This window comes from Stenotrophomonas sp. 96582_Sma (genome assembly GCF_056480905.1).
The window spans coordinates 490,045-509,815 of sequence record NZ_CM151122.1 but is presented as its reverse complement, the minus strand read 5'-3'; the positions used below and the strand labels follow the sequence as shown (position 1 = coordinate 509,815).

Here is a 19,771-nt window from a genome sequence, read left to right as displayed (position 1 = left end):
AAACAAGCGCGTTATACGCTGTTTTTCGAGCAACTGCAGCAGCCTAGAGTGGCCCCATTCCCACCCCACACCGCCCCACGGAGTCATGCCATGAAAATCGCCCTCGTTGGTTCCACCGGCAACATCGGCCGCCAGATCGCCCGCCACGCGCTGGCCCGCGGCCACGAACTCACTGTCATCGTGCGCAGCGCGCAGGACCTCCCGGCCGAGCTGGCCGGTGCCCATCCCGTGATCGCCTCGCTGGATGACCAGGACGCGCTGGTTGCCGCCATCACCGGCCACGACGTGCTGGCCAGTGCCTACGGCCCGCGCCCGGGCGATGACATCGGCCGCGTCGGCGAGGTCGCCGCGCAGCTGGCCGCCGCCGCACGCAAGGCCGGTGTACCGCGCCTGGTGGTGGTCGGTGGCGCCGGCAGCCTCGAAGTCGCACCCGGCGTGCAGCTGGTCGATACCCCCACCTTCCCGGACGCCTACAAGCCGTACGCACTGGCACACCGTGAGGCGTTCAACCGCCTGCAGGCGGTGGATGACCTGGACTGGACCTTCTTCTCGCCGGCCGCCGAAATCGGCCCGGGTGAACAGCGCGGCCAGTACCGCGTGCAGGCCAAGGCCTTCCTCGCTGATGCCAGCGGCCACAGCCGCATCAGCTACGCCGACTACGGCGCGGCGTTCGTCGCCGAGCTGGAAGCGCACCAGTACCCGAAGCAGATCATCACTGCGGCGTACTGATGCCAGGCCGCCGGGCATGGCCCGGCGCTACCCACCTGTGAGCCAGGCCCACGCCCGGCTCGCCGTCCGCCACAAGGAATGCCCCATGCGTACCGCTGCCCTGCTGCTCCCCCTCGCCCTGGCCGCCAGCTTCACCAGTGCGCCACTGCTCGCCGCGCCGGCCGCCGCAGCGCCGGCCACGGCCACGAAATCCCAGCTGCACCTGCAGACCTTCCATCCCGGCCCGCAGGCGATGTTCTCGGTGTCCTCGGTGCTGATCGAAGGCCGCCACGACGCGATCCTGGTCAATGCGCAGTTTGCTGCCAGCGACGCGCGCAAGCTGGTCGAGCTGATCCGCGCCAGCGGCAAGCAGCTGACCACCATCTACATCAGCCACGGTGATCCGGACTACTACTTCGGCCTGGCCACGCTGCAGGACGCGTTCCCGCAGGCGCGCATCGTCGCCACCGCGCAGACCGTCGCCCACATCCAGCAGACCCAGGCCGGCAAGCTGGCCTACTGGGGGCCGAAGATAGGTGCCGACGTGCCGGCGCGCATCGTGGTGCCGCAGGTGCTGGACGGCGATGCCCTGCAACTGGAAGGCCAGCGCCTGCCGCTGATCGGCCTCGATGGCCCGACCCCGGACCGCACGGTGCTATGGGTGCCGTCGCTGCGCGCGATCGTCGGTGGTATTCCGGTGGTAGCCGGTGAGCACGTGTGGATGGCCGATACGCAGACGCCGAAGTCACATGCCGACTGGCTGCAGACCCTGCAGCGGCTGCAGGCACTGAAGCCGAAGGTGGTGGTGCCGGGGCACTACGCGCCGGGCGCGGCGCTGGATGCCAGTGCGCTGCGCTTCACCGCGGACTACATCCGTGCGTTCGATGTTGAGGCGGCAAAGGCGAAGGACAGTGCGGCACTGGTGAAGGCGATGCAGGCGCGCTACCCGAAGCTGGCGGGCGTGGCGTCGCTGGAGTTGAGTGCGAAGGTGGCCAAGGGCGAGATGCAGTGGCCATGAGGTAGGGAGTTTTCTTTTGCAGGGCTGCGCCCTGCACCTGCTCAATGCAACGGCAACAGCCGAAGCAACAGCAACAGCTGGCTATCCGTGGGATGGCGAGGTGGGTCCGGTTGCGGGGGACGCTGCAAGTACGTCCATGTAAGCTCGGTCGCGCCATCCATGGCGCTCACGCCCCCGCAACCGGACCCACCCCGCCTTCGACAGTTCTCTGCGATCTGCCTGGATGGCATGTCTCCGCAACCTGTCTGGATGGCATGACCTGCTCTTGGTAGGTGTCGACCTTGGTCGACACGAAGATCAGCTACGTGGGGACTCGTTCGGCCCGTGCTCGAACAGTTCCCCCTGCACCACCGGCTCCTTTTCGCGGAAGCCACCGAGTCCGACACCCACCAGCCGGTAGCGGGTCTCCGCCGGCAGGTCGACGCGGGCGCGCAGGGCCAGGGCGATGTCGCGCAGTTCTTCCATCGATTCCGGCGGGCGCTCCGGGGTGAAGCTGCGGGTGAGGATGCGGAACTGCGCGGTCTTCAGTTTCAGCACCACGGTGTGGCCGACGCGTTCGGTCTTGCGCGTGGCATTCCAGGTCTTCTCTGCCAACTGCACGATTGCCTCCCCCAGGTCTTCCAGCGGCAGATCCTCGGCGAAGGTGTCTTCGGAGGAAATCGACTGCACCTGCTGGTCCGGCTTCACCGGCCGCTCGTCGATGCCGCGTGCGCGGTTGTACAGGCTGCGGCCGAAACTGCCGAACGCCTCTTCCAGGTCGATCAGTGCCCACTGCCGCAGGTCGCCGCAGGTGACGATGCCGCGCGCGGCCAGCTTGCCTTCCATCACCTTGCCGACGCCGGGCACGCGGTTCACCGGCAGCGGCAGCAGGAACGCGTCCACCCGCTGCGGCGGAATCACGAACTGGCCATCGGGCTTGCGCCAGTCCGAAGCGATCTTGGCCAGGAACTTGTTCGGCGCGATCCCGGCTGAAGCGGTCAGGTTCGTCTCCTCGCGGATCTGCGCACGGATGGTGCGCGCGATGTCGGTGGCCAGTTCGATGCCACTCTTCGGCTCGGTCACGTCCAGGTAGGCCTCGTCCAGCGACAGCGGCTCGACCAGGTCGGTATGGCGCAGGAAGATCGCGCGTACCTGCTGTGACACCGCCTTGTAACGTGCGAAGTCCGGCGGCACGAAGATCGCGTCCGGGCATAGGCGCTCGGCACGCACGGCAGGCATCGCCGAACGCACGCCGAACACGCGCGCCTCGTACGAGGCCGCGCACACCACCGAGCGCGCGCCGCGCCATGCCACAACCACCGGCTTGCCGCGCAGTGACGGATCGTCGCGCTGCTCCACCGACGCGTAGAACGCGTCCATGTCGACGTGGATGATCTTGCGCAGTCGGGTCATGTCAGGCGGAAAGGGCGGGGGCGTGCCGAACGGGCCACACGCCGAAGTATGGTCGTTGCACATCAACAGGATGCGCGTATTCCATTGAAAACACTACGGTTGCGTACGGTTGAAATGTTTGATCGGCGCAGTTTCCACGGGCATCCTCGAGCGCTTGTTTCCCTGTTTCCCCGCTTCCAGGATTGTGCTTCATGACCCGTCTCCACGCGTTCAACCGCGAACAGCTGCTGGCCAGCGCACGCGGTGAACTGTTCGGCACCGCCGCCGGCCGTTTGCCCAACGATCCGATGCTGATGTTCGACCGCATCACCGACATCCGCGAGGACGGCGGACCGCATGGCAAGGGCATGGTACGCGCCGAACTGGATATCCGCCCGGACCTGTGGTTCTTCGGCTGCCACTTCATCGGCGACCCGGTGATGCCCGGCTGCCTCGGCCTGGACGCCATGTGGCAGCTGACCGGCTTCTTCCTGACCTGGCTGGGCGCCCCCGGCAAGGGCCGCGCACTGGGCTGCGGCGAGGTGAAGTTCACCGGCCAGGTACTGCCGGAGGCCAAGCTGGTGCGCTACGAGATCGACATCAGCCGTGTCATCAACCGCAAGCTGGTGATGGCCCAGTCGGACGCCCGCATGTACGTGGATGACCGCGAAATCTACAGCGCGCGCGACCTGCGCGTCGGCCTGTTCACTGAAACCGGGAGCTTCTGATGCGTCGCGTCGTCATCACCGGCATGGGCATCACGTCCTGCCTCGGCAATGATCTGGATACCGTTTCGGCTGCGCTGCGCGAAGGGCGCTCGGGCATCACCGCCCTGGCCGACCACGCCGAAGCGGGCCTGCGCAGCCAGGTCGGCGGTCGCGTCGACCTCGACCTGGAGGCGCTGATCGACCGCAAGCAGAAGCGCTTCATGAGCGATGCGGCAGCCTTCGCCTACCTGTCCATGCGCGATGCGATCGCCGATGCCGGGCTCAGCCCCGAGCAGGTCAGCAACCTGCGCACGGGCCTGATCGCCGGTTCCGGCGGCGGCTCCAGCGAATGGCAGATCGGCGCAGTCGACCTGCTGCGCGAACGTGGTGTGCGCAAGGTCGGCCCGTACATGGTGCCGCGCACGATGTGCTCGACGGTCTCGGCCTGCCTGGCCACCGCCTACCAGATCAAGGGCGTCAGCTATTCGCTGTCGGCCGCCTGCGCGACCTCGGCGCACTGCATCGGCGCCGCCGCGGACATGATCCGCCATGGCGCGCAGGACATCATGTTCGCCGGTGGCGGTGAAGACCTGCACTGGTCGATGAGCGTGATGTTCGATGCGATGGGTGCGCTGTCGACCAGCTTCAACGAGACCCCGGCCAGCGCCTCGCGTCCGTACGACAAGGACCGCGACGGCTTCGTCATCGCCGGTGGCGGCGGCATGCTGGTGCTGGAGGACTACGACCACGCCGTTGCGCGCGGTGCGCGCATCCATGCCGAGCTGATCGGCTATGGCGTGACGTCCGATGGCGCCGACATGGTCGCGCCGTCCGGTGAAGGCGCGGTGCGCTGCATGAAGATGGCGCTGCAGGGCGTCGATCGTCCGCTGGACTACCTCAACACCCACGGCACTTCCACGCCGCTGGGCGACGTCACCGAGCTCAACGCGATCCGCGAAGTGTTCGGCGATGCGGTGCCGCCGCTGTCCTCGACCAAGGCGCTGTCCGGCCATTCGCTGGGGGCGGCCAGCGTGCACGAGGCCATCTACTGCCTGCTGATGATGCGCGATGGCTTCGTTGCCGGTTCGGCCAACATCGGCGAACTGGACCCGAAGGTGGAAAGCTTCCCGATCCTGCGCGAGAGCCGCGAGCAGAAGCTGGATACCGTGATGTCCAACAGCTTCGGTTTCGGTGGCACCAACGCTGCGCTGGTGTTCGGCCGGGTGTGATGGGAAGGCGTGCCGACCAACGGTCGGCACCTACCAGGGCGTTTGGGCGTGCCAACCAAGGTTGGCACCTACCGGGGCATTGGGTGTGCCGACCCACGGTCGGGCGCCCACCGTTACCTCGGCAGCAGCGGCAGCAGCAGCGCGTGCGCGTCCACCAGCGAGCCGACGATGCGGTGGCCCAGCGCGCGCAGCTCTTCATCCGGATGCACCAGGTCCGGCACCTGGATCACGGTCATGCCTGCCGCCAGCGCTGCACGCGTGCCGGCCGGTGAGTCTTCCAGCGCCAGGCAGCGCTCGGGCACCTGGCCCAGCCGCTGCGCGGCCAGCAGGTAGATATCCGGCGCCGGCTTCGGCCGCGCCACATCACCACTGGTGATCACGGCATCGAAATACGGCAGCAGGCCGGCAGCGGCCAGCTTGCGGTTGGCCCGCGGCTGCCGCGTGGTGGTTGCCACCGCGCGCGGTACCGCGTGCGCTTTCAGCAGCTCCAGCAGCTCCAGAATGCCCGGACGCAGCGGCAGGCCGGTCTGTGTGCGTGCTTCGTACAGCTCATGGCAGCGTGCGGCCACCGCTTCGATCACGCTGTCCTCGATACCCTGCGCACGCAGCAGCGCGTGCGTGTCACGGTCACCGAGGCCGACCATGCGCAGGAACACGGTCTCGTCCAGGCCCAGCCCGAATTCGTCGGCCGCCTCGCTCCAGCAGGCCAGCGAGACCCGCTCGCTGTCGATCATCAGGCCGTCCATGTCAAAGATGACGGCGTCGGGCAGGAACGGCAGCGCAGCGATGGTGGTCATGGAGCGAACAGCGTATCCAGATCGGTGGAGGTGAGCTGCCGCCATTGCCCCTCGTCCAGTCCCTGCAGGTCCAGCCCGCCGACACGGCTGCGGTGCAGGGCCTGCACGTGGTTGCCGGTGGCGGCGAACATGCGGCGTACCTGATGGTAGCGGCCTTCATGCAGCACCAGGCGTGCGCGGCGCGCATCCAGCACTTCCAGTTCAGCCGGCAGCAGGGGGGTCTTCTCGGACTCCAGCATCAGCGTACCGCTGGCGAACAACGCCACTTCGTCGCCGCGCAGGTCGTCGCTCAGTTCCACTTCGTAGACCTTGGGCAGCTTCGACTTCGGCGAGATGATCCGGTGCAGCAGGCCGCCATCGTCGGTCAGCAGCAGCAGGCCGCTGGTCTCGCGGTCGAGGCGGCCCACGGTGGACAGCACCGGATCGCGGTCGCGGAAGCGCGGCGGCAGCAGGTCGTAGATCAGGCGGCCGGTGTCCTTGGTCGAACAGGTGTAGCCGGCCGGCTTGTGCAGCGCGATCGACAGCCCCACCGGCGGGTCCAGCGGCTCGCCGTCGACCCGGATCGCCTCGTGCGGCACCTGGTCGTCGGCATACAGTACCTCGCCGTCGGCGTCGGTGACGCGGCCTTCGCGGAACATCCACTGCACCTGCTTGCGGCTGCCATAGCCCAGGTTGGCGATAAGCTTGACCAGCTTCACTTGCCCTTCCCCTTCACCGCTTCCACCAGCTTGAAGCCATCACGCTCGGCGATCACGCGCACCGCGCCAAAGCTCTCGTTGAGCGTGTACTCGTACGGCAGGTGGCGGTTGGCCACCACGTACAGGCGTCCGCCCGGGCGCAGCGCCTGCGCGGCCACGGCGATGAAGCGCTGGCCGATGTCCGGGCGATCGGCGCGCGAGGGCGTGTGGAACGGCGGGTTGCTGATGATGACGTCGTAGCCCGGCTCGATGCCGGCGGTGACGTCCTGCCACAGGAAGCGCAGCGGCAGCGCGCGCGGCGGCGGCGCCAGGTTCAGTTCGGCAAGGGCCAGCGCACGCTGCTCGGCTTCGTACAGATCCAGCGCGGTGATCTTCGGGCAGCGCTCCAGCAGCTCGCGCGACAGATAGCCATAGCCCGCGCCGAGGTCGGCGGCACGCCCGGCCAGGTCGGCCGGCAGGTGCTCGGCCAACAGCGCCGACGCCGGGTCGATGCGATCCCAGGCGAACACGCCCGGGCGGCTGAGGAAACGGCCGCCGACGATCGGCCGCACCGCATCCAGTGCCGACCAGCGCTTGGCCAGGTCGGCGTCGTGCTGGCCCTGCATCGGGGCGGTCCAGTACACGCGACAGTGGTTCTTGGTCAGGCTGCCGCCGAGGCCGGTCAGTTGCTTGAGGTCGCCCTCGCCCGAACGTGCGCCTTCGTTGTTGGACTGGCAGGCGACGATGCGGCCGCCGTCGGCGACCAGCGCCAGCGCGCGCGCGAACAGGGCACGGGCCTCCTCGCGCTGGCGCGGCGGCAGCACCAGCACCAGCGGGTAGCGGCCCTTGCCGGCCACATCATCCAGCTGGCCGCTGACGGTCCAGCCGGCGGCCTGCTGCAGCGGCTGCGCGAACGGGGCAAAGCTCTGCTCGCAATGCACTTCGCGGTTGCCGGCCACTTCGCGCAGCGGCCAGCCGTCGCGGGCACGCAGGAAGGCCACCGGGCCCTCCGGCCAGCGCAGGGCGCCTTGGGAGAACGGCAGGAACAGGGTCTGCAGGGGGGCGTCGTCGCTGGAGGCCATCGGCGCGGGTACTTCAAGCGTGAGGGCCGTCCATTGTACCGGCTTGGCCGGGCCGGCCCCGGCGGCCGCTTTGCGAAACCCGAACGGGGCCTTGATCTGCCAGCAACATTGAAACGTTCAGGGTAGAGGCTCCCCCCGGAAACCCAGGAGAACCTGCATGCGAGCCTTGTTCGTCGGTGGCGTGGTCGACAACAGTGAAATGGACCTGGAAGGCAGCCATCCGCCCGTGCATTACCCCGAGGACACCGGCGGTGGCCACTCGCGCTACCGGCTGCACCAGGTCGGCCATGGTGCCGACGGAAGCGTGGCCTATGCGGTGTACGGCGCACCGGACCTGGCCGACGACGAGGTGGCGAGGGTGGCGGAAGAACGCGCCTATGCGCGCCGGTTCGAGGCGACGCCTACGTTGTTCGAGCATTGATCCCAACAGCCACGCATGGCGTGGCTCTACTGCAACCTCTGGAAAATCCACGCTGTGCGTGGACGGCATGAGGCCTGGCCGATGACGAGGTCACGCACATCCATGCGTGGCCCTTTCCAGTAGATCCACGCCATGCGTGGATGGGGTTGGCAGGTTGCCGTCAGACCCTGGGCGGCAACCTGCGGATGCTGGCGATCTCGTCCAGCCACACATGGTGCTGCTGCACCGGCGTGTCGTAGTCATCCAGGCGCAGCTGGCCGTTGCTGCCTTCGTCGCCGGCCTCGTTGCGGTACTGCTGCACTGTCGGTTTCACGGCGACGGTGCCGAGCAGGCGGCGACCATCGTGCAGGGTCAGTTCCACCTGCGTTTCGCCTTCCAGCTGCGGCAGCAGGGCTTCCAGGCGCGCAATCTGCGTCGGATCGGTGTGGATGCGGGGAGCTGTACGGGACATCGGCGACCTCCTGCGTACAGGGTCGCCGATCGGCCGTGAATGCTCAGTGCAGCGCGCTGTCCGCGCGTGGCACCTGCACTTTGCGTACCGCAGCCACCAGCTGCGCCACCGAGTACGGCTTGGCCACGTGTTCCTGGAAGCCCGACGCCAGCGCCCGGCGCCGGTCATCGGCACGTGCCAGCGCGGTCACGGCAACCGCCGGCAGGGTCATCGCATCCACGCCCATGTCCTCGCGCAGCGTGCGCACCAGGCCATAGCCATCCATGCCCGGCATGCCGATGTCGGTCAGCATCACGTGGTACTGCAGGTGCCCGGTATCGGCCAGCAGCGCCAGCGCTTCACCGGCCGAGCTGGCTGCCGACACGCTTGCGCCCTGCTCTTCCAGCATGCGCCGCAGGTACTCCAGCACTTCCGGCTGGTCTTCCACCGCCAGCACATGCATGCCGCGCAGCGGATACGGTTCGACGATCACCGGCTCCAGGATCGGTCCGCTGATCACTTCGCGCAGCGGCCGCCGTTCGGCATCGGGAATGTGCTGCGGCAGGCGCACGGTGAAGGTGGCGCCGTGGCCATGGCCCTCGCTGGCAGCGGTGACGGTACCGCCATGCAGTTCGACCAGCTGCTGCACGATTGCCAGACCCAGGCCGAGGCCGCCATGGCGTCGGGTGGTGGTGCCATCGGCCTGGCGGAAGCGGCTGAACAGATGATTGAGGAATTCGGGCGCGATGCCGTCGCCGGTGTCGCGCACGGTGATCACCCAGTGGTTGCCGTCGGCCTGCAGCTGCAGATCGATGCGGCCTTCGGCCGGGGTGAACTTGATCGCATTCGACAGCAGGTTCCACAACACCTGCTGCAGGCGGGTGGCATCGCCCAGCACCAGGCTGGGCTGCTCCGGCAGCTGCAGGCTCACGTCCAGCGCCTTGCCTTCGGCGACCAGCTCCTGCGCGCCGATGGCTTCGCCCAGCAGGTCGCGCAGATCCAGTATCTCCACCTCCAGCTGCACCTTGCCCAGCAGCATGCTGCTGAGGTCGAGCATGTCCGAGATCAGCCGCTTCTGCGCACCGGCGCTGTTGGCGATCACGTTCAGGCCCTTGTACAGCGGGCTGGTGTTGTCCACGCGCTGCAGCAGCAGTTCGCTCCAACCGAGGATGGTGGTCAGTGGCGTACGCAGTTCATGCGACAGCGTGGCCAGGAACTCGTCCTTCAGCCGCGCCATGTTCTCCGCGGCGCTGCGCGCGGCACGCTCGGACTGCAGCAGCTCCTCGCGGGCCAGTTCGATCTCGCGGCGTTCGGTCACGTCCGGGCTGCTGCCGGCCAGGCCGATGAAGCGGCCCATCCGCGAGAAGCGCGGACGCGCGTTCATCTCCAACCAACGCCAGTCGCCATCGGCGCGTCGGGCCCGCACCAGCGCATGCATCGACCGCTGTGCCTTCAGCGCTTCCTGCAGTTCGTACTCGAACACCGACGCATCGTCCGGGTGCACCAGGCCACGCCAGACGTCTTCCGGCACGCGCGTCTCGTCGCCGCCGAAGAACTCACTGAAAGCGCTGTTGACGAAACGGGCATGGCCGCGCTCGTCGAGCACCCACACCGGCATCGGCAGACCGTCGGCCAGCGCACTGAAGCGGGCTTCGCTTTCGCCCAGCTCCACTTCCATCTGCTTGCGCGCGGTGATGTCGAAGAACAGGATGCCGACCTTGTCCTCACCCGGGCGGCCCACGCGCACCGCATCCACCGCGAACGAGCGGCCCAGCGCACGCGCTTCCATCTCGAACTGTGCCGGCCGGCCACTGCGGGCAACTTCGCCGTAGATACGGAACCAGTCTTCCTCGTGGCCCGGTTCCAGCGCCGTCATGCGCTGGCCACGCGCATCCTTCAGGCCGGTGTGGCGCTCGAAGGCGTCGTTGACCTCGATGAAACGATAGTCGACCGCACGATCGCCCTCGAACAGCACCTGGATCACGCAGAAACCGGCGTTGATGCGCTCAAGCACGCCATGATGCAGGTCGGGTTCGGGCGCCGGCACCATCATCGGTGGGCGCTCCACAAGGGGCGGCAGTGTGGACAAGGGCGTCAGTGCAGGCCGGGTTGGAGGCACAGCATCTTCCAAAGGGCGTATTCACAGCGTCAAGCGCCGTCAGTCATGGTTGACGACGATGAATTGGCGGCAACCACTCTTGTGCATGACGCAATCTGCCATTGCGGCGGCCCGGCCGCAGGATCACACTCGATCCGTGATCAACATCGTCCCCATAGCGGGGACGCAGGAGACCGTCATGAAACGCTCACTCGCGATTGCCCTGCTGGCAGGCGCCCTGGTGGCGGGCGGCGCCAACGCTGCACCGCGCACCGTGACCGATGCGGACGCGCCACGTGCGTTGCAGGCCGATGGCCCGGTCAGCGTGAAATGGGAGGACCCGGCCAAATTCACCGAGATCCGCCAGAGCACCAACCGCTTCGAGGCCGAGCGTGGCGACTGGGTACAGCAGCTGGCACGCTACCTGCAGACCACCGCCGCCAAGCCGCTGCAGCCTGGGCAGACCCTCGATGTGACCCTGGTCGACATCAAGCGCGCCGGTGACTACGAGCCGTGGCATGGCCCGCGTGGCCGCGACATCCGGATCATGCGTGACATCTACCCGCCGCGGATCAGCCTGCAGTACACGTTGAAGGACGCCAGCGGCCGTATCGTCAGCGAGGGCGATGCGCGCCTCAGCGATACCGGCTACCTGCACAACCTGGGGCTGAAGAGCGACAGTGATCCGCTGCGCTACGAGAAGCGCCTGATCGATGACTGGGTGAAGCGGCAGCTGGCCAGCCAGGCCACCGCGGCGCGATGATCCCGGGCGACGCGACTCACCGGTAGGTGTCGACCTTGGTCGACACGCATTCAAGGCACCGACCAAGGTCGGCCGCTACCAGAACCGCGCCCGGCGGCCACTGCGCGTTAGACCCATCGGTAGGCGTCGACCTTGGTCGACACGCATTCACAGCGCCGACCAAGGTCGGCCTCTACCAGAGCCGCGTGCGGCGGCCACTGCGTGTTAGACCCATCGGTAGGTGTCGACCTTGGTCGACACGCAATCACGGCGCCGACCAAGGTCGGCCGCTACCAGAGCCGCGCCCGGCGACCACTGCGCGTAAAGCCCGTCGGTAGGTGTCGACCTTGGTCGACACGCATTCACAGCGCCGACCAAGGTCGGCCGCTACCAGAGCCGTGCACGGCCAGCGTTCGGTCAGTCCTGATAGACCTTCGCCACGCGCTTGACCGCGCAGGGCAGCTGGTACGCACTCACGCCGCAGCGCGGCGCCAGTTCGGACAGCGTCGGTGCACTGCCCCACAGTTCCACCACGCTGCCGATGCCGGCCTGCGCGTGCGCGGTCAGGTCCACGGTCAGCATGTCCATCGACACGCGCCCGATCAGGGCACCGGGCTGACCATCGATCAGCACCGGGGTGCCATTCGGGGCGAACTGCGGATAACCGTCGGCATAGCCGAGCGCGACCACGCCCACGCGGGTGCGTGCCTTGGCCACGAAGCGCGCGCCATAGCCCACCGGCTCACCGGCCTCGATCCAGCGTTCGGCGATCACCTTCGACTGCATCGTCATCACCGGGCGCAGGCGCTCGGTCAGTACGGTGTTGTCAGGCAGCGGATTGGCGCCGTACAGCATCAGGCCCGGGCGCACCCAGTCGCTGCGTACATCCGGCCAGCCCAGCAGCGCCGGCGAGTTGCACACACTGGTCTCGCCATCGAGGCCGTCGATGGCCCGCGCGAACGTCGCCGCCTGCTCGTGGGTGCGTTCGCTATCCAGCTCGTCGGCACGCGCCAGGTGGGTCATCAGCACGATCCGTTCGACCTGCGGCAGCGCCGACAGGCGTGCATGCGCGGCGCGGAAGCTGTCCACGTCCAGGCCGAGGCGATGCATGCCGCTGTCCAGCTTCAGCCACACCGTCAACGGACGCGGACTGTCGAAGGCAGCGACGGCTTCCAGTTGCCACGGCGAACCGACGGCGAACCAGAAATCATGCTCGGCCACCAGCGCCATGTCGCTGGGCTCGAAGATGCCTTCCAGCAGCAGGATCGGCGCACGGATGCCGGCCTGGCGCAGTTCCAGCGCCTCTTCGATGGTGGCCACGCCGAAACCATCGGCCTCGCCTTCCAGTGCCTGCGCACAGCGCACTGCGCCGTGGCCATAGGCATCGGCCTTGATGATCGCCAGGGCCTTGCCACCGCCCAGTTCACGGGCGAGCCGGTAGTTGCTGCGCAGGGCGCCCAGATCGATCAGCGCGCGGGCAGGACGCATGTGCGGTTCTCTTGTTGCGGCGCGTGACCGTACTGGCCGTAGCGGAAAATATCCAGGCCTTCGGTGCTGATCTGCGGCTGGCGCGCGCTCATCAGGTCGGCCAGGTAGCGGCCCGAGCCGCAGGCCATGGTCCAGCCCAGCGTGCCGTGGCCGGTGTTGAGGTACAGGTTGCGGAATGGCGTGGCGCCGATCACCGGCGTACCGTCCGGCGTGGCCGGGCGCAGGCCGGTCCAGAACTGCGCGCGCGACAGGTCGCCGCCCTTCGGGTAGAGATCGCTGACCACCAGCTCCAGGGTCTCGCGACGGCGCTGCGACAGCGACAGGTCGAAGCCGGCCACTTCGGCCATGCCACCGACGCGGATGCGGTCGTCGAAACGGGTGACCGCCACCTTGTAGCTCTCATCGAGGATGGTCGAGGTCGGCGCCATCGCCGGGTCGGTGATCGGCAGGGTCAGCGAGTAGCCCTTCAGCGGATACACCGGCAGGCGCATGCCCAGCGATGCGACCAGCGCCGGCGAATAGCTGCCGAGTGCGACCACGAAGCGGTCGGCGGTTTCCAGCTTGCCATCGATGCGTACGCCGGTGATGCGATCGCCATCGAACTCCAGGCCGGTGATGTCCTGGTCGAAACGGAACTCGACACCGGCATCCACGCACATCTGCGCCAAGCGGCGGGTGAACAGCTGGCAGTCGCCGGTCTGGTCACGCGGCAGGCGCAGCGCGCCGACCAGGCCATCGACATGGGCCAGGGCCGGTTCGGCCTGGATGATGCCGGCGCGGTCCAGTACCTCGTACGGCACGCCGTACTGGGCCAGGATCTCGATGTCCTGCGCCGAGGCATCCAGCTGCTGCTGGGTGCGGAACAGCTGGGTGGTGCCCAGGTCGCGGCCTTCGAACTCGATGCCGATCTGCGCGCGCAGCTCGTTCAGGCAGTCGCGGCTGTACTCGGACATGCGCACCATGCGCGCCTTGTTGATCGCGTAGCGCTCGTGGGTGCAGTTGCGCAGCATCTGCCACAGCCAGCGGTACTGGGCCAGGTCCATGCCCGGCTTGATCGCCAGCGGCGCGTGCTTTTCGAACAGCCAACCGATGGCCTTCTTCGGCACGCCCGGGGCGGCCCACGGCGAGGTGTAGCCGAACGACAGCTGGCCGGCATTGGCGAAGCTGGTTTCCAGCGCCGGGCCGGGCTGACGGTCGATGACCGTGACTTCAAACCCGGCCTGTCGCAGGTACCAGGCACTGGTGGTGCCGATCACGCCGCTGCCGAGGACTAGGACTCGCATGGGACTTCTCCAACCCGATCATTCCCTGCACTGGAGCGTGCCGGGACCATAATTGGGGAAGTATAGACAGCCAATACCAGTTGATTTGCCTGATTTGCGATCAACCGGCAGGATGTTCTCCTGCAATTCATTCCCCAAGGTTGACGGCCATGGCCACACGTACCCGTGAACTGGACAAGATAGACCGCAAGATCCTGCGCATCCTGCAGGCCGAGGGCCGTATCTCCTTCACCGAACTGGGTGAACGGGTCGGGCTGTCGACCACCCCGTGCACCGAACGGGTGCGCCGCCTAGAACGCGAAGCAGTGATCACCGGTTATCACGCTCACCTGGACCCGGCGGCGGTAAAGGCCAGCCTGCTGGTCTTCGTGGAAATCAGCCTGGCCTACAAGTCCGGCGACATCTTCGAGGAGTTCCGGCGCGCGGCGCTGAAGCTGCCCAACGTGCTGGAGTGCCATCTGGTCTCGGGCGACTTCGATTACCTGCTGAAGGCGCGGATCAGCGAGATGGCGTCCTACCGCAAGCTGCTCGGCAGCACGCTGCTGACACTGCCGCACGTACGTGAGTCGAAGAGCTACATCGTGATGGAAGAGGTGAAGGAGACGCTGAGCCTGCCGATTCCGGATTGAGTCCGGAACGGTAGTGGGGCCAGATCCCGTGCAGCGGGCTCTGACCCCCGGGTCCGTCAGCGCTGCTGCGGATGCTTCTGCGAGCGCTGTTCCTGCTGCTTGCCGCCCTTGTGCGGCTGCTGCGGGTCCATCTGTTGCTGTTGCTGCTGTTGCTGCGGGTTGCGGCCCTGCGGTTCCTTGCCGGGATGACGGTTCTGCTGGTTTTTCATGATCGCGATCCAGTGGACGAAGGACATGCGGCGGCGGAATGCCGGCGCACGGTCACGTTGGTCCCGGAACGGTTAATCGCAGGCGAAAAAGCAGTGATCTGCAGCGGGTTGTTTTCGTGCGTTCAGGCCGGACAGCGTGCGCTAGCTGCCAACCTCGTTTGGCACCCGAGATCAGCGCTTGATCTGCTGGCCATCGCCGGCCGGCACGCTGTCGTAATAGCGGCCGGTACGCGAATCGAACACGCGGTTCGGACCGGCCGGGCGTACCCCGGGGACGATGCGGCCATTGCGGTCGTACACCTTGTCGGCCGGCTTCGGCGCCGGGGTGGGCGCGATCTGGGCGGGGCCGGTGGACCTGATCGGCTGCGCCGGCTGCGGCGACGGCAGGACCTGCGGCTGCGGGCGAGCGGCCTGCGGCGGCGGCATCACCGGCTGCGGTGCCACGGTGGTGGCACTGCGGGTGGCGGTCGGGCTCGACGACGTCGGTACCTGGGCCTGCGCGACCAGGGGCAACAGGGCCATCAACAGCAGGGAAAGGGTCGGTTTCATGTCACGCTCCGGCGTGGATCACATTCACCTTGCGCCTGCACCTGTGTGCCGGCCATGAACGGCCATCACACTTGCAAGCGCGCGCCGGCACCCCCACGTTTTCCGCCATCCCCAGGCCATCAACCCCACGGAGCGCCGCCATGACTGCCTTCGACCTGACGCCCCCCACCGCCACCCAGACCGAGGCGCTGATCGCCGGCCTCAGCAGTGAAGAGCGCCGCGTGCTGCTGCAGCACGGTACCGAGGCGCCGTTCTGCGGCGTGTTCCTCGACAACAAGCGCGAGGGCGTCTACTGCTGCCGGCTGTGCGCGCTGCCGCTGTTCCGCTCCAGCACCAAGTTCGATTCCGGCACCGGTTGGCCGAGCTTCTTCGCCCCGTTCGACCCGGCACACGTGCGCGAAATCCGCGATACCAGCCACGGCATGGTCCGCACCGAGATCACCTGTGCGCGCTGTGGCAGCCATCTGGGCCACGTATTCCCGGACGGCCCGCCGCCCACCTACGAGCGCCACTGCCTGAACTCCGTCTCACTTTCGTTCACCGGCAATGGCGAGCCCTGGCCCGACCCGTTGCAGCGTGGCGGCGCCGAAAGCGGCGTGGCGGGCTGAAACACCCCGCTGACCGATTTCACAGAATTCCCTCTTCAGAAAACCGGGCGACGGGCCGACAAGGAGATATCCCCTCTCCTTGCGTCGCCCCATGCTCATCATCGTTGGATTCCTGGTCGTCATCGTCAGCGTGATCGGGGGCTATCTCGGTGCCCACGGCCGCCTGGGTGCCCTCTGGCAGCCCTACGAGCTGGTCATCATCGGTGGCGCCGCGCTCGGCGCCTTCCTGGTCGGCACCCCGGCCAAGACGGTCAAGCAGACCCTGCAGGCCATGGTCGGCGTGTTCAAGGGCCCGCGCTACAAGCAGCAGGACTACATCGATGTGCTCAGCCTGCTCTACGAACTGCTCAACAAGGCCCGCCGCGAAGGCTTCATGGCGCTGGAAGACCACGTCGAGCGCCCGGCCGAAAGCGCGCTGTTCGGCAACTACCCCAAGGTGCAGGCCGACCACCACCTGATCGACTTCATCACCGACTGCCTGCGCCTGATGATCGGCAGCAACATCGAGCCACACGAGCTGGAGCCGCTGCTGGAACTGGAGCTGGAAAAGCACCACGCCGAGGCCATGGCGCCGTCGCAGGTGCTGACCAAGGTCGCCGACGGACTGCCCGGTTTCGGCATCGTCGCGGCGGTGCTCGGCATCGTCATCACCATGGGTTCGATCGGCGGGGATATCGTCGAGGTCGGCGGCCATGTGGCCGGCGCGCTGGTCGGTACCTTCCTGGGCATCCTGCTGGGCTATGGCTTCGTCGGCCCGATGGCAGCCGCCATGGAAGCGCGCGCCGAGCAGGACAGCCGCATCTACGAATCGGTGAAGACCGCGCTGCTGGCCTGTCTGCGTGGCTACAACCCGAAGATCGCGCTGGAATTCGCCCGCAAGACGCTGCCGTCGAACGTGCGCCCGGCCTTCTCCGATTTCGAGCAGCACCTGAAGACGGTCAAGTAAGCCATGGCCGAGACCAAGCCCACCGTCATCGTCCGCCGGGTCAAGAAGGCCGGCCACGCCGCCCATCATGGCGGTTCGTGGAAGGTGGCCTATGCCGACTTCGTGACCGCGATGATGGCGTTCTTCCTGGTGCTGTGGCTGATGGCCACCACCAACAAGAACGACCGCGCGGCCATTTCCGAGTACTTCCGCAACCCCAGCCCGCTGAGCGGGCAGAACACCACGCCGGCGCCCGGCATGGCCGGCCCGGGTGGCGCCAGCACCTCGATGATCAAGCTCGGTGGCGCCACCGACATCTCGCGGGGCAGCAGCAACGATCCCTTCCAGAACCAGAAGGAAGCGGTGCCGCAGCCGGTGGACCAGCAGCAGCGCGACAAGCAGCAGCTGGAAGCGCTGATGAAGGAACTGCAGGAGGCGATCAGCAAGAGCCAGGCGCTGGAGCCGTTCAAGGACCAGCTGCTGCTGGACCTGACCCCGGAAGGCCTGCGCATCCAGATCGTGGACAAGCAGAACCGGCCGATGTTCGACCTCGGCAGCGCCACGCTGAAGCCGTACACGCAGCAGATCCTGCACGAGCTGGCCAATTACCTGAACCACGTGCCGAACCGGATAAGCCTGACCGGCCACACCGACATCACCGCCTATTCGGCCGCGCGCGGCTACGGCAACTGGGAACTAAGCGCCGATCGTGCCAACGCCGCACGGCGCGCACTGGTGGACGGCGGCCTGGAGGACAGCAAGATCACCCGCGTGGTCGGCCTGTCTTCGTCGGTGCTGTTCGACAAGGCCGACCCGCAGAATCCGATCAACCGCCGCATCAGCATCGTGGTGATGACCCAGGCCGCCGAAGCAGCCGCCCTGGCCGGTGCCGGCCCGCAGGTGGGGCTGTCGGCCCCCGCCGCCGACCCGGACGTGCAGGCCGCGCAGGGTCCGGCAAAGTAAACGGTAGGTGCGGACCTTGGTCCGCACATCCGGAAAAGCGTGCGGACCAAGGTCCGCACCCACCAGGGGCATGACCCGGCGCACCCGCTACAATGGCGGTCTTTCCGTTTCCAGGTGACCCCACCCCATGTCCCAGAACTCCAAGGCCAAGCGCGACAAGCGCAAGAAGCAGCAGGCCAAGCGCCCGTTCCTCCGCCTGAACGCGCAGCAGCAGGTGCAGAACCATGCCGTGCTGACCAACGAAGACGGCCAGGTGGTTGCGGCCATCGGCCTGCAGGGCCGTGAGTGGCTGCTGGCCATCGGCGGCCAGACCATGGGCAATGCCGAGAACCCGGTGCCGATGCTGGCCATGCTCAAGCACCTGGCCAACGTGCAGGAGAAGGAAGGCCGCAAGGTCAACCTGGAGTACTCCGAACTGCTGCAGAAGCTGCTGGACACCCTGGCCGCCGAATCCGAGCAGACCGCTGACGAGTACCTGGACAAGCTGGTCGCCGAGTTCGAAGGCGTCGACGCTGCTGAGGGCGAGGAAGGCGAAGCCGCCGAGGGCGACGTGGCCGAAGAAGCCGCTGCCGAGGCCGCTCCGGCCGCTCCGGCCGCTGACAGCGACAGCAAGCCGCAGGCCTGAACCGGCCGCGGCGGTGACGGTCTACGTCGATGACGCGGTGCATCCCTGGCGTGGACAGCGCTGGGCGCACCTGATGGCCGACACCCTGGCCGAGCTGCACGCGATGGCGGCGCAGCTCGGCATTCCCCCGCGGGCCTTCCAGAACAAGGCCAGCGGCGCCCACTACGACGTCACCGCCGAGCTGCGTACGCAGGCGATCGCGCTCGGCGCGCAGGCGATCTCAAGGCACACCGACCGCGCGCTGGTCAAAGCGGTGATCGCCAACGCCAGGGCGCAGTACCGGCCGTAGATGGGAGCGCCGGGCATGGCCCGGCGCTACCGATCAATCTCAGAACGGGTCGCTGCCCAGCCGGATTTCCACGTTCAGCAGCGAGCACAACGCCAGCATCGCGTCGTCGTCGCGGGTCAGCGCCATCACGCCGGTGAAGCCGTCGCTGCCGGCATCCACGCTCCACAGCGTGTAATTGTGCTCGCGCAGGCGGTCGAAGGCGGTGGACATCAGCTGCACGCCGTCCAGGTCTTCGGCGAAGTCCTCGTCGTCCAGGTCGCCGCCCCAGTCCAGCTGCAGGTTGAAGCGCGCCGACAGCTCGTTCACCGCCGACTGCAGCGATTCCAGGTCATCTCGTTCCACCTCGAAACCGGACTGCCAGGCAATGGCCGTGAACAGCGCCGGCAGCCAGTCGCTGTCCGCTTCCAGCGGCTGCCCGTCCTCGGACAGGTGCTCGCGCCAGCGGTTGAACTGCTGCAGGGCCAGCTCTTCGTCGCCCGGGTTGATCAGCACCAGCAGGTTCCAGACCCGCGCCTCGAAGCCGTCTTCGTCGAAGTCGTGGATGTCTTCCTCGAAGTCGAAATAGTCGCTGTTGTCGGGCATGGCGGAACTTCCTCTGGGGCAGGCCGGCATTCTACGGTTTATCCTGTGCCGCTGAAGCCGGCCTTGGTGGCCGTCACTGTGAATGAAGCGATGAGCGATACCCCTCCCGACCACCTGGCGATCAACCCGGCCAGCCCCTTCCATGATGCGCAGGCGCTGGAGCGCGGCGTTGGCGTGCGTTTCAACGACGTCGAGCGCGACAACGTCGAGGAATACTCGGTCAGCGAAGGCTGGATCCGCGTGCAGGCCGGCAAGGCCCGCGACCGCCGCGGCAACCCGATGACGATCAAGGTCAAGGGCAAGGTCGAGGCGTATTTCCTGGAAACGAAGCCGGAATAACC

At 67.3% G+C, this 19,771-nt stretch carries 24 protein-coding genes; 13 read left to right on the top strand and 11 right to left on the bottom strand.

Going from position 1 to position 19,771, the window contains the following annotated elements; translation table 11 throughout:
• The first annotated feature begins 90 nt into the window (after window positions 1-90).
• Window positions 91-729, top strand: a complete 639-nt coding sequence (locus ACZK2R_RS02350; protein WP_125892457.1) for an NAD(P)-dependent oxidoreductase — start codon at window positions 91-93, stop codon at window positions 727-729.
• Between the two features lie 85 nt (window positions 730-814).
• Entirely contained in the window at window positions 815-1,726 is a 912-nt protein-coding gene (locus ACZK2R_RS02345) for an MBL fold metallo-hydrolase (RefSeq protein WP_180837559.1), read from the top strand.
• 297 nt (window positions 1,727-2,023) lie between these two features.
• On the opposite strand, the gene dinB is transcribed toward ACZK2R_RS02345, so the two are convergent.
• The gene (gene dinB, locus ACZK2R_RS02340; protein WP_180837558.1) at window positions 2,024-3,118 is read right to left on the bottom strand and encodes a DNA polymerase IV; all 1,095 of its coding nucleotides are present in this window, start codon (window positions 3,116-3,118) and stop codon (window positions 2,024-2,026) included.
• A 191-nt stretch (window positions 3,119-3,309) separates the two neighbouring features.
• Between dinB and fabA the strand changes: the two genes are divergently transcribed.
• Together fabA and fabB are read left to right on the top strand one after the other, a co-directional pair.
• Window positions 3,310-3,825: a 3-hydroxyacyl-[acyl-carrier-protein] dehydratase FabA gene (gene fabA / locus ACZK2R_RS02335; RefSeq protein ID WP_005407930.1), complete on the top strand. Its 516-nt coding sequence runs from the start codon at window positions 3,310-3,312 to the stop codon at window positions 3,823-3,825.
• Complete coding sequence (gene fabB, locus ACZK2R_RS02330; protein WP_049408278.1) at window positions 3,825-5,033, top strand: beta-ketoacyl-ACP synthase I; 1,209 nt, start codon at window positions 3,825-3,827, stop codon at window positions 5,031-5,033. Before fabA ends, fabB begins: the two co-directional genes overlap by 1 nt.
• A 113-nt stretch (window positions 5,034-5,146) precedes the next feature.
• Here fabB and ACZK2R_RS02325 read toward each other — a convergent pair whose 3' ends face one another.
• From ACZK2R_RS02325 to ACZK2R_RS02315, 3 genes are read right to left on the bottom strand one after another with little or no spacing between them, the layout of a single operon-like run.
• The gene (locus ACZK2R_RS02325) at window positions 5,147-5,830 is read right to left on the bottom strand and encodes an HAD family hydrolase (protein ID WP_049398344.1); all 684 of its coding nucleotides are present in this window, start codon (window positions 5,828-5,830) and stop codon (window positions 5,147-5,149) included.
• Entirely contained in the window at window positions 5,827-6,528 is a 702-nt protein-coding gene (locus tag ACZK2R_RS02320; protein WP_005407927.1) for a pseudouridine synthase, read from the bottom strand. The genes ACZK2R_RS02325 and ACZK2R_RS02320 overlap by 4 nt, the downstream gene beginning before the upstream one ends.
• Entirely contained in the window at window positions 6,525-7,589 is a 1,065-nt protein-coding gene (locus ACZK2R_RS02315; protein ID WP_032128737.1) for a class I SAM-dependent methyltransferase, read from the bottom strand. Before ACZK2R_RS02315 ends, ACZK2R_RS02320 begins: the two co-directional genes overlap by 4 nt.
• A 157-nt stretch (window positions 7,590-7,746) precedes the next feature.
• Here ACZK2R_RS02315 and ACZK2R_RS02310 point away from each other — a divergent pair, with 157 nt between their 5' ends.
• Complete coding sequence (locus ACZK2R_RS02310; RefSeq protein ID WP_005407925.1) at window positions 7,747-8,010, top strand: hypothetical protein; 264 nt, start codon at window positions 7,747-7,749, stop codon at window positions 8,008-8,010.
• 160 nt (window positions 8,011-8,170) lie between these two features.
• Here ACZK2R_RS02310 and ACZK2R_RS02305 read toward each other — a convergent pair whose 3' ends face one another.
• Window positions 8,171-8,461: a DUF3247 family protein gene (locus tag ACZK2R_RS02305; RefSeq protein WP_180837557.1), complete on the bottom strand. Its 291-nt coding sequence runs from the start codon at window positions 8,459-8,461 to the stop codon at window positions 8,171-8,173.
• 43 nt (window positions 8,462-8,504) lie between these two features.
• Window positions 8,505-10,493, bottom strand: a complete 1,989-nt coding sequence (locus ACZK2R_RS02300) for a hybrid sensor histidine kinase/response regulator (protein WP_049424820.1) — start codon at window positions 10,491-10,493, stop codon at window positions 8,505-8,507.
• 244 nt (window positions 10,494-10,737) lie between these two features.
• Between ACZK2R_RS02300 and ACZK2R_RS02295 the strand changes: the two genes are divergently transcribed.
• On the top strand, window positions 10,738-11,301 hold the full coding sequence (locus ACZK2R_RS02295) for a DUF3016 domain-containing protein (RefSeq protein WP_010484117.1): 564 nt from the start codon (window positions 10,738-10,740) through the stop codon (window positions 11,299-11,301).
• Between the two features lie 396 nt (window positions 11,302-11,697).
• Here the strand turns inward: ACZK2R_RS02295 and alr are convergent, their stop codons facing one another.
• Both alr and ACZK2R_RS02285 read right to left on the bottom strand, forming a co-directional pair.
• Window positions 11,698-12,768, bottom strand: a complete 1,071-nt coding sequence (gene alr / locus ACZK2R_RS02290; protein WP_125892444.1) for an alanine racemase — start codon at window positions 12,766-12,768, stop codon at window positions 11,698-11,700.
• The gene (locus ACZK2R_RS02285; RefSeq protein WP_032128742.1) at window positions 12,747-14,051 is read right to left on the bottom strand and encodes a D-amino acid dehydrogenase; all 1,305 of its coding nucleotides are present in this window, start codon (window positions 14,049-14,051) and stop codon (window positions 12,747-12,749) included. The genes alr and ACZK2R_RS02285 overlap by 22 nt, the downstream gene beginning before the upstream one ends.
• A gap of 149 nt (window positions 14,052-14,200) precedes the next feature.
• Between ACZK2R_RS02285 and ACZK2R_RS02280 the strand changes: the two genes are divergently transcribed.
• Window positions 14,201-14,680, top strand: a complete 480-nt coding sequence (locus ACZK2R_RS02280; protein ID WP_004140558.1) for an Lrp/AsnC ligand binding domain-containing protein — start codon at window positions 14,201-14,203, stop codon at window positions 14,678-14,680.
• A gap of 56 nt (window positions 14,681-14,736) precedes the next feature.
• Here ACZK2R_RS02280 and ACZK2R_RS02275 read toward each other — a convergent pair whose 3' ends face one another.
• Both ACZK2R_RS02275 and ACZK2R_RS02270 read right to left on the bottom strand, forming a co-directional pair.
• Complete coding sequence (locus ACZK2R_RS02275) at window positions 14,737-14,916, bottom strand: hypothetical protein (protein WP_004140556.1); 180 nt, start codon at window positions 14,914-14,916, stop codon at window positions 14,737-14,739.
• A 144-nt stretch (window positions 14,917-15,060) separates the two neighbouring features.
• Entirely contained in the window at window positions 15,061-15,438 is a 378-nt protein-coding gene (locus ACZK2R_RS02270; protein ID WP_049398340.1) for a hypothetical protein, read from the bottom strand.
• A 140-nt stretch (window positions 15,439-15,578) separates the two neighbouring features.
• Here ACZK2R_RS02270 and msrB point away from each other — a divergent pair, with 140 nt between their 5' ends.
• The 5 genes from msrB (at window position 15,579) to ACZK2R_RS02245 (ending at window position 18,848) form a co-directional block, all read left to right on the top strand.
• Complete coding sequence (gene msrB / locus ACZK2R_RS02265) at window positions 15,579-16,046, top strand: peptide-methionine (R)-S-oxide reductase MsrB (protein ID WP_005415117.1); 468 nt, start codon at window positions 15,579-15,581, stop codon at window positions 16,044-16,046.
• Window positions 16,047-16,137: 91 nt separating this feature from the next.
• The gene (gene motA, locus ACZK2R_RS02260) at window positions 16,138-16,992 is read left to right on the top strand and encodes a flagellar motor stator protein MotA (protein WP_032128746.1); all 855 of its coding nucleotides are present in this window, start codon (window positions 16,138-16,140) and stop codon (window positions 16,990-16,992) included.
• Window positions 16,993-16,995: 3 nt separating this feature from the next.
• Complete coding sequence (gene motB / locus ACZK2R_RS02255; RefSeq protein ID WP_180837556.1) at window positions 16,996-17,934, top strand: flagellar motor protein MotB; 939 nt, start codon at window positions 16,996-16,998, stop codon at window positions 17,932-17,934.
• A 127-nt stretch (window positions 17,935-18,061) separates the two neighbouring features.
• The gene (locus ACZK2R_RS02250) at window positions 18,062-18,559 is read left to right on the top strand and encodes a hypothetical protein (RefSeq protein ID WP_032128748.1); all 498 of its coding nucleotides are present in this window, start codon (window positions 18,062-18,064) and stop codon (window positions 18,557-18,559) included.
• Between the two features lie 13 nt (window positions 18,560-18,572).
• A complete protein-coding gene (locus ACZK2R_RS02245; RefSeq protein WP_049398338.1) occupies window positions 18,573-18,848 on the top strand; it encodes a DUF4031 domain-containing protein in 276 nt (91 codons plus the stop codon).
• A 39-nt stretch (window positions 18,849-18,887) separates the two neighbouring features.
• On the opposite strand, the gene ACZK2R_RS02240 is transcribed toward ACZK2R_RS02245, so the two are convergent.
• Window positions 18,888-19,430, bottom strand: a complete 543-nt coding sequence (locus ACZK2R_RS02240; RefSeq protein WP_049398337.1) for a DUF6630 family protein — start codon at window positions 19,428-19,430, stop codon at window positions 18,888-18,890.
• A gap of 90 nt (window positions 19,431-19,520) precedes the next feature.
• On the opposite strand from ACZK2R_RS02240, the gene ACZK2R_RS02235 reads away from it, so the two are divergent.
• Window positions 19,521-19,769, top strand: a complete 249-nt coding sequence (locus ACZK2R_RS02235; RefSeq protein WP_012509930.1) for a DUF3297 family protein — start codon at window positions 19,521-19,523, stop codon at window positions 19,767-19,769.
• Window positions 19,770-19,771 lie beyond the last annotated feature (2 nt).